This window comes from Streptomyces sp. NPDC012508 (genome assembly GCF_042902595.1).
GTDB lineage: Bacteria > Actinomycetota > Actinomycetes > Streptomycetales > Streptomycetaceae > Streptomyces.
In genome coordinates, this window is record NZ_JBIBEO010000007.1 from 80,627 (window position 1) to 93,515 (window position 12,889).

The 12,889-nt window shown below is 73.8% G+C and carries 12 protein-coding genes; all 12 read left to right on the plus strand.

All coding sequences use genetic code 11. The features are described from left to right. Positions 1-125 precede the first annotated feature (125 nt). Complete coding sequence (locus ACFY8U_RS23985; RefSeq protein WP_389573427.1) at positions 126-1,679, plus strand: phage tail sheath family protein; 1,554 nt, start codon at positions 126-128, stop codon at positions 1,677-1,679. A 20-nt stretch (positions 1,680-1,699) separates the two neighbouring features. Then, a complete protein-coding gene (locus ACFY8U_RS23990) occupies positions 1,700-2,140 on the plus strand; it encodes a phage tail protein (RefSeq protein ID WP_361434746.1) in 441 nt (146 codons plus the stop codon). After that, positions 2,137-2,646: a hypothetical protein gene (locus ACFY8U_RS23995; RefSeq protein WP_361599444.1), complete on the plus strand. Its 510-nt coding sequence runs from the start codon at positions 2,137-2,139 to the stop codon at positions 2,644-2,646. The genes ACFY8U_RS23990 and ACFY8U_RS23995 overlap by 4 nt, the downstream gene beginning before the upstream one ends. Further along, complete coding sequence (locus ACFY8U_RS24000) at positions 2,643-2,801, plus strand: DUF6760 family protein (RefSeq protein ID WP_018492281.1); 159 nt, start codon at positions 2,643-2,645, stop codon at positions 2,799-2,801. The genes ACFY8U_RS23995 and ACFY8U_RS24000 overlap by 4 nt, the downstream gene beginning before the upstream one ends. 9 nt (positions 2,802-2,810) lie before the next feature. After that, on the plus strand, positions 2,811-6,164 hold the full coding sequence (locus ACFY8U_RS24005) for a hypothetical protein (RefSeq protein WP_389573430.1): 3,354 nt from the start codon (positions 2,811-2,813) through the stop codon (positions 6,162-6,164). A gap of 119 nt (positions 6,165-6,283) precedes the next feature. Beyond that, entirely contained in the window at positions 6,284-6,709 is a 426-nt protein-coding gene (locus tag ACFY8U_RS24010; protein WP_361434743.1) for a phage tail protein, read from the plus strand. Positions 6,710-6,746: 37 nt separating this feature from the next. Then, positions 6,747-7,466 (plus strand): LysM peptidoglycan-binding domain-containing protein, encoded by a 720-nt coding sequence (locus tag ACFY8U_RS24015; protein WP_361672563.1) that lies wholly within the window; start codon positions 6,747-6,749, stop codon positions 7,464-7,466. Continuing rightward, positions 7,463-9,259, plus strand: a complete 1,797-nt coding sequence (locus ACFY8U_RS24020) for a VgrG-related protein (RefSeq protein WP_389573432.1) — start codon at positions 7,463-7,465, stop codon at positions 9,257-9,259. The genes ACFY8U_RS24015 and ACFY8U_RS24020 overlap by 4 nt, the downstream gene beginning before the upstream one ends. 70 nt (positions 9,260-9,329) lie before the next feature. After that, a complete protein-coding gene (locus tag ACFY8U_RS24025; protein WP_389573435.1) occupies positions 9,330-9,641 on the plus strand; it encodes a PAAR domain-containing protein in 312 nt (103 codons plus the stop codon). Continuing rightward, positions 9,638-10,060, plus strand: coding sequence for a GPW/gp25 family protein (locus ACFY8U_RS24030; RefSeq protein WP_361434739.1), 423 nt, complete (start codon positions 9,638-9,640; stop codon positions 10,058-10,060). The genes ACFY8U_RS24025 and ACFY8U_RS24030 overlap by 4 nt, the downstream gene beginning before the upstream one ends. Further along, a complete protein-coding gene (locus tag ACFY8U_RS24035) occupies positions 10,060-12,024 on the plus strand; it encodes a putative baseplate assembly protein (RefSeq protein ID WP_389573438.1) in 1,965 nt (654 codons plus the stop codon). The genes ACFY8U_RS24030 and ACFY8U_RS24035 overlap by 1 nt, the downstream gene beginning before the upstream one ends. Then, on the plus strand, positions 12,021-12,584 hold the full coding sequence (locus tag ACFY8U_RS24040; protein ID WP_389573441.1) for a phage tail protein: 564 nt from the start codon (positions 12,021-12,023) through the stop codon (positions 12,582-12,584). Before ACFY8U_RS24035 ends, ACFY8U_RS24040 begins: the two co-directional genes overlap by 4 nt. Positions 12,585-12,889 lie beyond the last annotated feature (305 nt).

A 12,889-nucleotide genomic window follows, 5' to 3' on the forward strand; every position in this document is an offset into this window, starting at 1 on the left:
CGCCCCCTCCCACCTGCCCGTTCAGGCAGAGCCGTTGCCCTTCGGCGGGGACCTGCGGGCCTATGACCAGGCACGTCGGGGCGGTGAGACTCGTGGTGACCCAGTGGCCACTTGAAGGAGCGAGTATGCCGTCGTACCTCACCCCGGGCGTGTATGTGGAGGAGGTGCAGTCCGGTGCGCGGCCGATCGAAGGAGTGGGCACCGCGGTTGCCGCCTTCGTCGGCTTCGCGGAGCAGGGACCTTTCCACCGGCCGACGCTGGTGACCAACTGGGACCAGTACGTCCAGACGTTCGGCGGCTTCACCGCCGGCACCTACCTCGCCCACGCCGTGTACGGCTACTTCGCCAACGGCGGCGGCACGGCCTACGTCGTCCGTGTCGGCGGCCCGGCGGCCGGCCAGGCGGACAGCGGCCGGCCCGCGGCCCTCCAGGCGCCCGCGCCCACCGCTCTCGGCGGCTTCCTGCTGTCGGCCCGCCCCGGCAGCGGACCGGAGGTCTCCGTCGAGATCGCCGACGCCGACGGCGAGAACCCGCCGGAGGACAAGTTCAAGCTGCTCGTCCGCCAGAGCGGCAAGGTGGTGGAGACGTACGACGCCTCCGTCCGCAAGAACGTCAAGGGATATCTGCTCAACCTGGTACGCGAGTCGAAGCTCATCGAGGTCGCCGAACAGCCCGGCACCGCGCCGACCCGCCCCGAGAAGCAGACCGTCACCCTGCCGGCGGCCCCCGCCGCGACCCCGGCCGGCTCGGCCCCCGGCGGCGTCGTGCGGGTCGACCCGACCGAGTACGTCGGCGACTCCTCCGCCCGCACCGGCTTCGCCGGTCTGGAGGCCATCGACGAGATCACCATGGTCGCCGTACCGGACCTGATGGGTGCCCACCAGCGCGGTGAGATCGACGCCGAGGGCGTCAGGACCGTCCAGCTCGCCGTCATCTCCCACTGCGAGCAGATGGGCGACCGCGTCGCGGTCCTCGACTCCCCGCCGAGCATGAACGCGCAGCAGATCCGTACCTGGCGCCAGGACGAGGCCGGTTACGACTCCCGCTACGCCACGCTGTACTACCCCTGGATCTCGGTCTTCGACCCGGCCACCGGCCGCAACACGACCGTGCCCCCCAGCGGCCACGTCGCGGGCGTCTGGGCGCGCAGCGACGGCGAGCGCGGTGTGCACAAGGCCCCGGCGAACGAGATCATCCGCGGCGCCGTCGACCTGGACATCCGGCTCACCAAGGGCGAGCAGGACCTGCTCAACCCGATCGGCGTCAACTGCGTCCGCGCCTTCCCGGGCCGCGGCATCCGCATCTGGGGCGCCCGCACCCTGTCCTCGGACCCGGCCTGGCGCTACCTCAACGTCCGCCGGCTCTTCAACTACCTGGAGGAGTCCATCCTCCTGGGCACCCAGTGGGTGGTCTTCGAGCCGAACGACGACCGGCTGTGGGCGAGCATCCGCCGGAACGTCACCGCCTTCCTCACCGAGGAATGGCGCCGGGGCGCGCTCTTCGGAAGCACCGCGGCCGAGGCGTTCTACGTCAAGTGCGACCGCGAGAACAACCCGCCGGAGTCGGTCGACCTCGGCCAGGTGGTGTGCGAGATCGGCGTCGCACCCGTCAAGCCCGCCGAGTTCGTGATCTTCCGGCTCTCCCAGTTCTCCGACAGCACCAGCCTCGTCAACGAGTAACAGAAAAGGTGAAAGCAGTCATGGCAGAGGGCGACGCTCTTTCCACTCACGTCTTCGGCGTCCAGCTGGGCGGCTACATGGTCGAGTCGATCCAGGAGATCAGCGGCCTGACCTATGAGGAGGACGTTGTCGAGGTCCGCCAGGTGACCCCCGACGGCAAGCTGCTCATCCGCAAGCAGCCGGGTGCGCGCCAGGCGGGCGAGGTGACGATCACCCGCGGCATGGACAAGAGCACCGAGTTCACCAAGTGGGTCAAGGAGACGCTGGAGAACGGCGCGGTCGACTCCGCCCGGCAGAACCTCACCATCGAGGTCAAGGACGCCGCCGGCGAGACCGTCCGGCGCATCCAGCTGATGCAGGGCTGGGCGAGCAAGTGGGAAGGGCCCTCGCTCAAGGCCGGCGAGTCCAGCGCCGCCACCGAGACCGTGACCATCACCTTCGAGGAGATCGTGATCGAATGAGGCGCAGGACGGTCACCTCGGGCAACCTCGAGGAACTCCTCGAAGCCGCCTCGTCGGCAGAGCGCGCGGCGGCCGCCACTCCGGCGGCCGCCCCCGCCCCGGCGGCGGCCCCGCCGCCGGCGCGGCAGCGCGAACAACTCCGGACCGAGTTCACCTTCGAGCTGCCGCGCGGGTACGTCGACGACGAGGGCACGGTCCACCGCACCGGCACCATGCGGCTCGCGACGGCCAGGGACGAGCTGCGCCCGCAGATCGACCTGCGGGTGAAGGAGAACCCGGCGTACCTGAGCGTGGTCCTCCTCAGCCAGGTGATCACCACGCTCGGCACGATCACCGACATCCACGCCGGGGTCGTCGAGCGCATGTACGCCACCGACGTCGCCTTCCTCCAGGACTTCTACCGGCGGATCAACAGCGAGGGGCACACGCACGCGGCGGTGACCTGCCCCCACTGCCAGGGCGACTTCGAGGTGGACCTCTCGGGCGGGCGCCTGGGGGAATCGTGACGTACGCCCTTCCCCGGCTGCGGGAGGAGATCGCGTACGTCGCCTACCACTTCCACTGGCAGCGCGAGGACATCCTCGACCTCACCCACGCCGAGCGTCAGCAGTGGGTGAGGGAGATCGCGCGGATCAACACACGGGTGAACGAAGGCGGGTGAGGTGAGGGCATGGGCTTCTGGGACAGGATCCGACGGGGCGGCGCACAGGCGCCCGCCGCGCCCGCGCCGAGCGACACGGCCGCGGCGGAGCCCGGCCCGGCCGCCGGGCCGCAGGCTCCGGCCGGGCGCCCCGGCTGGGACGGAGGCTGGCGTGAGGTCGCCCCGCCGTCGGTCACCATCGCGCGCTCGCCCCTGGGCGTGAGCGACGGGCTGCGCTTCCGCTCGGGCCTCGCCTCCTGGCAGAACCCGACGCTCACGTCGGGACTCGGTCACGGCCTAGTGCCGTCCGCGCCCGCCGGCCTGGTCCACGGGGTCGCCCGTCCGACCGGCGCCCCGCGTACGACGACGGTGGAGGGCGGCGGTCCGCTCCTGCTGCGCACGGTGCGGCCGGACGCGGAGCAGGACCCCGACGCGGGCGCCGACGCGGGCCCGGCGACGGGGTCGGGGACGACGTCCCCGGACCCCGGGCAGGCGGTCCAGCGACGCACCGGGACGACGGCTCCGGCGGCCGTACCCGCGCGGAGCCCGGGGCGGCCCGGGGCCGCCGACCCGCTGGTCGTCCCCCGGAGCACGGGGAGCGGCCCCGCCGCGGCGCCCGGAACCCCGGCGTCGTCCGCCTCCCCCCGGCGGACGGCGCCGGCCCCGGAGGGAGCGGCGAAGAGCGGCCCCACGGCCACCGCGCCCGTGCTGGGCGCGGGCTCCGGAGCGACGGAGGCGCTGACGGTGTCCCGCCGGACGACGGACGGGGGCGCGGGCGGCGGTTCCGCCGCCGTACCTCCGTCGGGACCGGGCGGCGCCGGGCCGGGCCATCCGCTGGTCGTGTCCCGGCGCACGGGAAGCGAGCCCGGTGCGGGCCCGGCCCCCGAGCCCCCGAAGCCGTCCGGCACCCGGGCGGCGACCGGGGGACCCAAGGCCAGGGGTACGCACGGGAATCCGGGTGTGCCCGGGAACTCCGGGAACTCCGGGAACTCCGGGAACTCCGGGGCGGCCAAGGGACCGGGTGCGGCCGGGAACGCGTCGGCGCGCACCGCCTCGGGTACGCCGACGGCCTCGGCGGCGCGCGGCGCCTCGGGTACCCCGAGCACGTCGGCTGCGCGTGGCGGCTCGGGTACCCCCAACACCTCGGCTGCGCGCGGGGCCTCGGGTACCCCCAACGCCTCGGCTGCGTCCGGTGATTCGGGTCGGCCGACGGCCTCGGCGACTCCGGGTGACTCGCCCGGCAACCCGGCCACGTCCAACAACCCGGCCACGCCCGGCGACTCGGGTACGCCGGGCAACTCGGCCACGGCCGGGCGCCCCGGCGCGCCCACGATCCTCCGACGCATCGCGCCCGTGGGGCCGAAGCGGCCCGGGGCGAACGGACCCGCCACCCTGCCCCTCGTGGGAGCCGGCCCGGACTCCTCCGGCGGCCCGGCGGGAACCGCCGTCACGGAGGCGGTGCCCAGGAGCCCCGAGGCGTCCGCCATCCCCCGGACCCGACCGGCTCCTGTCAGGCCCCGCCCGGTCGGCACCCCGTTGGTCGTGGCCAGGCGACCGGCGACGGCACCGCGCGTGCTCGCCGCGGTTCCGCCGCGCGCATCGGCCGCGACCGCCGACCGGTCGCCGAAGGCGTCGCCCGAGGGGAGTTCCGTACGAGAGGAGCCGGCACCGGCCGCCAGGCCGGACCGGAGCCCTCGGACGCCGGCGGCGCGGCCGGGTCTGGGCGAACCGCTCGCCGAACTCCCGGTCACGGCACGGCGTATGGACCCCGCGAAGGCGACCGACGCGACGAACGCGACGACCCCGGCACCCGCCCGGGCGGGCGAGACGGCGCCGCCGCTGACCGTCATGCGGCGGACGACGGAGGCCGAGGGCCCGACGGGCGGAACCCCGCCCCAGCAGGGAGCGACGACCGGACCGAAGCCCACGACGCGCTCCGGTCTCGGTGCCCCGCTGCGGGAACTCCCGCCGACGGCCACACCTGCGGCGCCCCTGCTCGGCGGCGCCACCCCGACGGCACGGCCGGACCGGCGGCCGTCGACGCCCTCCCCGCCCGCGCCCGCGCCCGGCAGCTCCGTACAGCGCGACGTGGCGAACCCGCGCGTCGCGGCGGCCCCGCGGGGCACTTCAGTGGAGCCGCTGGTTCCGGTGTCCCGTGCGGCGGCCGGGAACACGACCGATCCGGCCGGAGCGCAGGGCGGTTCGGCGTCTGTGGCGGGGTCCGCTCCGGTGGTCCCGGTCGCGGGACCGTCCGAGAGGCGCCCGGACCCGCTGGTTCCGGTGTCCCGTGCGGTCGGGAGCCCGACGGCTTCGGCCGGGTCGAACCCCCAGCCCTCCGGTGGCTCGCCGTCAGGACCGGCTGCCGCGCGTACCGCCGTCCCGGCCGCCCTGGTCGGCTCCACACCGCGTGACTCCGCGCTCGCCGCCCCCGCCGTCCAGCGCTCGCTCCGGCTGCTGGCCGACCGCCCGCTCGTCGTCAGTACGGGTGTGCCCGAGGGGTTCTCCGCGCAGCCGGGCCCCGCCCAGGCGGCCGGGGCCGCCTCCCGCCCCGTAGTCGCCGCATCCTGGCGCCGCGAACCCGCACCCGATCCGGAGGCGGCCCCCGCGCCCGCCTCCGCCCCCACGCCCACGGCCACGTCCGCTTCCGTACAGCGCGCCGGCACGGCCCCGCGCACCGGCACGGCCCCGCGCCCGGCCGGTTCCGCCGGCGGCCCGGCACCGTCCCCGGCCCCGCGCGGGTTGCTGGCGCGGCTGCGTTCGACGACGGCCGCAGGCTCCCCGAACGGCCCGGCGGACCACCCGGGTTCGCCGGCCTCGCCCGGCGCCCCCACCCCCGTACACCCGGCGCCCTCGTCCCCGGTCCAACGCGCCACTCGCCCGGAACCGGTGACGCGGACCGCCCCGGCCACCCCAGCCGTACCCGTCGTACGCCTCGCCCCCAACCCGTCGGGCGGCAGGCCGGACCCCGGGCGGACCGACGCCCCCGTCCAGCGCCTGGCTCACCCCCTGACGTACACGAGGGGTGCGGTACCCGGAGCGGTGGCGGAGCCGCCCGCGCCACCCGTCGCGCGCGCACCGGCCGCCAACCAGCGGCTCCAGGCCAAGGCCGTCCAGCGGATGGCGGAGGCGGGCCTCAGCGGCGTTCCGGTGATCCCGGTCGCCCGCGACGTCTCGTCCACCTCCACCTCCACCGCGACCACCACGACGAACACCAGCACCAGCACCTCCACCTCCACCGGCACACAGACCCCACCGGCCGCCCCCCGCGGCAAAGAACTCGACGAACTGGCCAGAGCGCTGATCGACCCGGTGGCCCGTCTGCTGCGGGCCGAGATGCGCCGCGGCCGGGAACGCACCGGCCGCCCCTACGACAACCGCCGCTGACCCGGACCGGTACGCGCAGCACCCCCGCCGGACCCCGTGGCCCCCGCAGCACCCCCGCCGGACCCCGTGACCCCGGCAGACCCCGCACACAGAACGCGCCCCCCGGGGCAAGGAGAGAGATGACGGACAGCATCGTCGCGACGAGCGTGTTCTTCCGCCTCGCGATCGGCGGCAACGACCTGGGCGCCTTCCACACCTGCTCGGGCCTCGGCGCCGAGGTGGAGATGCACCAGTACGCGGAGGGCGGCAACAACGGGTTCTCCTGGCAGCTCCCCGGCCGCATCACCTGGTCCAACATCACCCTGACCCGGCCCGTCACCGCGGACACCGCCAAGATCGCCCGCTGGCTCGACGAGATCATCGAGCGGGTCGAGCCCAAGGACGGGGAGATCGTCGCGCTCAGGCCCGACCTCAGCCGCATCGTCAGCTGGCAGGTCCTCGGCATCGTCCCGGTGCGCTGGCAGGGCCCGTCCTTCGACCCGGCCAACTCCCAGGCCGCGATCGAGACCCTGGAGATCGCCCACGAGGGCCTGCGCCCGTCCTGACACTCGCGCCCACCCACGGAGAGGAGGTACGCACACGATGGCACGCGCCCGAGCGAGCCGCGCCCGCGCCCAGCTGACGATCATGGAGCCGCCCGCCAAGGTCGGCGCCAAGCCGGGCGGCACCCTTGCCCGCGTCAAGCTCCAGTTCAACCCGTCGAGCCTGTCCCTGAGCAAGACCACCGAGTGGCGGCGCACGCCCTCGCGGATGGCGGGCCAGTCGGCCCTGCCCGAGTTCGTGGGCAGCGGGCCGCGTTCGCTCTCCCTGGAGGTCTTCCTCGACGCGACCGCCAAGCACGACAACTCCGTCGAGCAGGCCGTGCAGCAGATGATGACGGCCTGTGTGCCCACCAAGGCCAGCCTGGCGCGGAAGACGCCGGCCAGCCCCTGGGTGCGGTTCGAATGGGGCACCTCGAAGACGACCTCGTTCGACGGCGTGCTGTCCAACCTCTCCGTCAGCTACACGCTGTTCGACGTCGACGGGAAGCCACTGCGCGCCACCTGCTCGCTCTCCATCGAGGAGGCGAGCGTCGACCCGGCGGGCCAGAACCCGACGTCGGGCTCGCGCGAGGCACGCCGTACGCACCGCGTCGTCGCGGGCGACAGCCTCCCGCTGCTGGCCTGGCGCGAGTACGGCGACGCCACCGCCTGGCGCGTCATCGCCGAGGCCAACGGCATCGACGACCCCATGGTGCTCGCGCCCGGCACGGAACTCGTCGTGCCCGGCACCGAGGACGCAACCCCGGAGGAGGGACGATGAGCCCCGAGCGCGGAGGCAGGTCGTTCGCGGCCGACCCGATCGTCGAGGCGCCGGCCGAACTGCCGCCCGCCTGGGTCGCCCAGCTGGTCAGCTGTGTCGTGGACGAGAACGTCGGACTGCCGGACACCGCCGTCGTGACGTACCGCGACCCGAACCACGAACTGCTCACCGCCACCGGCGTCACCATCGGCACGCCGCTGAAGATCTCGGTCGCGACGGTCCAGGGGCAGGCGAGGGAGCGGCTGTTCACCGGCGAGGTGACGGCCCTGGAGCTGGACTCCGACACCACGGGTTCGTTCACGGTGATCCGGGCGTACTCCAAGGTCCACCGCCTCCAGCGGGGCCGTAAGGTCGTCGCGTTCCGCAACATGACGACGGCGGACATCGTCCGGAAGATCGCCGCCGGGGCCGGTCTGGCCGTCGGCAAGGTCGAGGCAGCGCCGGTCACCCACCAGCAGCTCTCCCAACCCAACGTCTCCGACTGGGAGTTCCTCCAGCACCTCGCCGGGGAGAGCGGCGCCCATGTGCGGGTCGACGAGAAGGGCCTGCTCCAGTTCGTGAAGCCGAAGCCCGCCTCGTCCGCGCCGGCCCCGTCCACGCGGGCGACCGACGACCCGATGGTCCTGGAGTACGGCCGTAACCTGCTTGCCCTGCGCGCCGTCCTGACGGGCGCCGACGGGGCGAGCAACGTGGAGGTGCGCGGCTGGAACGTGACCGCCAAGACCCCGCTGGTGGCCAGCCGGCCCGCCGTCCGCAGCACGACCGTCACGCCGGGCCTCAACCCCTCGGTGGCATCCACGTTCGGCAGGGCCGCGAAGGTCACCGTCACCGACACCCCCTACCGCACGCAGGCCGAGACGAGGGCCGTCGCCGGTTCGGTGGCCGCGTCGGTGAGCGCCGGGTTCGGCGAGTTCGAGGCCGTCGTCGAGGGGAACCCCATGCTGCGGGCGGGCAAGCCGGTCGCCCTCGGCAACGTGGGCGCCGCGTTCTCCGGCCGGTACACCGCGACCGCCGTCCACCACGTCCTCGAGCCGCACGGCGGCTACCGTACGACGGTCGTGGTCGGCGCCTCGCCCGACCGCTCCCTGACCGGCCTCGCCACGGGCGGGAACGCGCCCGCGCGCGGCTCGCGCATGCCGGGTCTGGCGATCGGCGTGGTCACCGACATCCGGGAGACGGGCGGAGCCCAGCGCGGCTGGGTGAAGCTGAAGTTCCCCTGGCTCGACGCCACGTACGTGACGGACTGGGTACGGACCGTCCAGTGGGGCGGCCAGGGCGGCGGCGGAGTGTTCAGCCCGGAGGTCAACGACGAGGTGCTCGTCGGCTTCGAACAGGGGCTCCTGGACAGCCCGTACGTGATCGGCGGCCTCTACAACGGCGTGGACAAGCCGTCCAGGCACGACGTTCCGCTGGTCGACCCGACGAGCGGCAAGGTACAGCGCCGTTCCCTGGTCTCCCGTTCGGGCCACCGCCTCGAACTGCTCGACACTCCGCGCGGAACGTCCGGGGTACGCCTGGCCAGTGGCAACAAGCGGCTGGAGGTGAAGCTCGACGAACGCCTCAACCAGATCGAACTCACCGTCTTCGGGCCGGGCGGCAAACGGCCGCTGAGCTCGGTGACCATGACGCCGAAGGGCATCACGGTGGACGCGGGGATGGGCACGCTCGACCTGAACGGCCGGACGGTGAACATCAACGGAAAGACGTCGGTGAACATCGACGGCAAGACGGGGGTCACGGTCGACGGCGGGCTGCTGGCGACGATCAAGGCACGGATGATCCGCCTCAACTGACGGCGAGGCCCCCGCCCACCCGACCCGCACCCACCACGACCGCGTAACCCCCCAGCAAGGAGAAGGAAAGATGCCTCCCGCAGCCCGCGTCGGAGACCCCACGGCACACGGCGGTGTCATCGGCACCCCGCCGCCCGGTGCCCTCATGGTCCCCACCGTGCTCATCGGCGGCAAGCCGGCCGCGGTGACCGGAAGCCTGCACGCGTGCGTGCCGCACGCCTACCTCGGCCCGGCCAACGTGATCATGCCGAACCCCCGCGCCGCCGTGGGCGGGACGGTACTGATCGGCGGGCTGCCCGCCGCCTGCGCACGGGACCAGACGAGCTGCGGGGCGCAGATCCTGACGGGCGCGCCCAACGTCCTCATCGGGGGGCCGGTGTGAGCGAGCGGTTCATCGGCCGGGGCTGGGGCTTCCCGCTCCGGGTGAGCCCCACCGGCGGCATCGGCATGGTGGAGCGCGACCGGGAGATCGAGGAGGCGATCCGCCTCGTCCTCGGCACGGCGCCGGGCGAGCGCCCGATGCGCCCCGAGTTCGGCTGCGGGATCCACGAGTACGTCTTCGCGCCGGGCGACGGCGAGACGGCCGGCCGGATCGGCCACGAGGTGCGGACGGCGCTGGAGCGCTGGGAGCCGCGGATCGAGGTCGACGACGTGGTGGTCGCGTTCGACGCGGTGGACGACGGCATCTTCTACATCGACGTCCGGTACACGGTCCGGTCCACCAACGACCTGCGGAACCTGGTCTTTCCGTTCTACTCCATCCCCTCCCACGAGGGCTCCGACGAGACAGGAGTCCGCTGATGGCTCTGCCCTCACCGAACCTTGACGACCGACGGTTCCAGCAGCTCGTCGACGAGGCGAAGCGGTACGTGCAACAGGCGGCGCCCGAGTGGACCGACCACAACGTGTCGGACCCCGGGGTCACGCTCATCGAGACCTTCGCGTACATGGTCGACCAGCTGCTCTACCGGCTGAACCGGGTGCCGGAGAAGAACTACGCCGCGTTCCTCGACCTGCTGGGCGTACGGCTGTTCCCGCCGACGGCCGCGACGGCGGACGTCGACTTCTGGCTGTCCGCGCCCCAGCCCGACACGGTGATGCTGCGGGCGGGCGTCGAAGTGGCCACCGTACGGAGCGAGACGGAGGAGGCGGTGGTGTTCGGCACCGCCGCCGACCTGCCGATCGTGCCCAGCTCCCTGACCCGCCTCGTGACCGCCCCGGCCGGCGGCGAGCAGACGGACCGGACGACCGCGCTCGGCGAGGGCCGGGACATCCCCTGCTTCCAGGCGGCCCCGGCCCCCGGTGACGCGCTGCTGTTCGGCCTGCCGACGGCCGTGCCGCACTGCATCGTCGCCGTACGGCTCGACAGCCGGGTCGAGGGCGTCGGTGTCGACCCCCGGCAGCCGCCCCTCGTGTGGGAGGCCTGGGACGGCGCGCGGTGGGTGGCCTGCGAGACCGGTTCGGACACCACGGGCGGGCTCAACAGGCCCGGCGAGATCATCGTGTTCGTACCGGCGGGACACACCGCGTCCGTCGTCGCGGGCACGCGCGCCGGCTGGCTGCGCTGCCGCGTCACGGCGCCGGAGGAGGGCCAGCCCTTCTACTCCGAGTCGCCGACCCTCCGCGAGGCCGAGGTGTTCACCGTGGGCGGCACGATGACGGTCGAGCACGCGGAGGTCGTGTACGACACGCTCCTCGGCGCCTCCGACGGCGTCGCGGGCCAGCGCTTCCGGCTTCCCCGCCCGCCGCTGCTGCTCGACGGCGCACCGGTGGAGGTCGAGGTGTCCTCGGCCGAGGGCTGGCAGACCTGGACCGCCGTGGACCATTTCGGCGACTCGTCGCCCACCGACCGGCATGTGGTCGTGGACGCCACGACCGGCGAGTTCACCTTCCCGCCCGCGCTGCGGGAGCCCGACGGCACGGTGCGCACCTACGGCGCGGTGCCCGACCAGGGAGCCCAGGTACGGGTCCCGCGCTACCGCACGGGCGGTGGAGCCGGCGGCAACGTGGCGCGCGGTGCGATCTCGGTCCTGCGCAGCTCCGTCCCGTACATCGCCCGGGTCGAGAACCGCGAGGCGGCACGGGGCGGGGTGGACGGCGAGACCGTCGGCAACGCGAAGGTGCGGGCGCCGCACGTGCTGCGGATCCGGGACCGGGCGGTCACCGCCCAGGACTACGAGTTCATCGCCCGCGAGGCGGCCCCCTCGGTACGGCGGGTGCGCTGTCTGCCCGCGGTGGCGGGGGAGGGCGGCGCCGTACGCGTACTGATCGTCCCGGACGCGGTCGCCGACGAGGGGGACGACCGGCTCAGGTTCGAGCAGCTGATCCCCTCCGAGCAGGTCCTCTCGGCGATCACCGCCCGGCTCGACGAGCGCCGGCTGGTGGGTACACGGCTGGTCGTGGAACCCCCGGCGTACCAGGGCATCACGGTGGTGGCCAGGCTGGTGGCCGAGCCGCAGGACGTGGACCGGGTACGGGAGGACGCGCTCGCCGCGCTGTTCCGGCACCTCAACCCGCTGCACGGCGGAGCCGACGGCAGGGGCTGGCCGTTCGGCAGGCCGGTCCAGTACGGCGAGGTCTTCGCGGTCCTCCAACGGGCCGCTCAGAACGCCCTGGTGGAGGAGGTCCGCCTCTTCCCCGCCGACCCGGTGACCGGCCGCCGCGGGGCGCCGGTCGAGCGGATCGACGTGGCGCGCAACGCCCTGGTCTTCTCGTACCAGCACCAGGTGGTCGTGGCGCCCGGGGATCTGGGCGGCGTCACGTGACCAGAGCAGCCGTCCCCGGCCTGCCGAGCCGCCACCCGATCGGCGGCCTGCTCCCGGCCCTGTACGCGGAGGACGACTTCGCACAGCGCTTCACGTCGGGCCTGGACACGGTCCTGGCCCCGGTGTTCGCGACACTGGACAACCTCCCGGCGTACTTCGACCCCGCGCTCACGCCTCCGGACTTCCTGCACTGGCTCTCGACCTGGCTGGGCGTGGAGCTGGACGAGGAGTGGCCGGAGGAACTGGCCAGAACGGTCGTGGCCCGAGCGATGGAACTCCACCGCCTGCGCGGCACCCGCCGCGGCCTCGTGGAGAGCCTGCGCCTCTGCCTCGGGGTGGACGCGAAGATCGTCGACGGGGGCGGCGCCACCTGGTCGACGACGGCCGGCTCGGACCTGCCCCAGGAGCCACCGGGTGAACTCCTGGTCCTGGTCTGGCCGGTCCGAACACCGACGGTGAACGCGCGCCAGGTCCTGGACGTGGTCGCGGCGTCCTGCCCGGCCCACCTGACGTGCCGGGTGGAGATCCTCACCGGCCCACCGGAAGACGGAGGTAGCTGAGGTCATGCGCTCATGCCCGGACTGTGGGACGGCGAACGGCGAGACGGACGACTTCTGCGGGAACTGCGGGGCGTACCTGGGCTGGTCGCAGGAGGAGACGAAGGAGCAGGAGCTCAAGGAGGAGAGGGGGGAAGGGGAGGAGCAAGCACCACAACTCCCGTCCACACAGCCATCCGTGGCGGCACCGGAACTGCCGTCGGTACTGCCGTCGTCGCTCGCGTCCGGACTCCCTGCGGAACTCCCGGCGGAGCCCCAGCCGGGGTTCCTGAGGGGACTGCTGAGGGGATTCCAGCAGGATCTTCCGG

What these genes read in the sequence shown, in the direction of transcription:
- ACFY8U_RS24025 (WP_389573435.1), top strand. Translation starts at nt 9,330, where the DNA reads ATGCCTCCCGCAGCCCGCGTCGGAGACCCCACGGCACACGGCGGTGTC.
- ACFY8U_RS23985 (WP_389573427.1), top strand. Translation starts at nt 126, where the DNA reads ATGCCGTCGTACCTCACCCCGGGCGTGTATGTGGAGGAGGTGCAGTCC.
- ACFY8U_RS23995 (WP_361599444.1), top strand. Translation starts at nt 2,137, where the DNA reads ATGAGGCGCAGGACGGTCACCTCGGGCAACCTCGAGGAACTCCTCGAA.
- ACFY8U_RS24020 (WP_389573432.1), top strand. Translation starts at nt 7,463, where the DNA reads ATGAGCCCCGAGCGCGGAGGCAGGTCGTTCGCGGCCGACCCGATCGTC.
- ACFY8U_RS24005 (WP_389573430.1), top strand. Translation starts at nt 2,811, where the DNA reads ATGGGCTTCTGGGACAGGATCCGACGGGGCGGCGCACAGGCGCCCGCC.
- ACFY8U_RS24035 (WP_389573438.1), top strand. Translation starts at nt 10,060, where the DNA reads ATGGCTCTGCCCTCACCGAACCTTGACGACCGACGGTTCCAGCAGCTC.
- ACFY8U_RS24010 (WP_361434743.1), top strand. Translation starts at nt 6,284, where the DNA reads ATGACGGACAGCATCGTCGCGACGAGCGTGTTCTTCCGCCTCGCGATC.
- ACFY8U_RS24015 (WP_361672563.1), top strand. Translation starts at nt 6,747, where the DNA reads ATGGCACGCGCCCGAGCGAGCCGCGCCCGCGCCCAGCTGACGATCATG.
- ACFY8U_RS23990 (WP_361434746.1), top strand. Translation starts at nt 1,700, where the DNA reads ATGGCAGAGGGCGACGCTCTTTCCACTCACGTCTTCGGCGTCCAGCTG.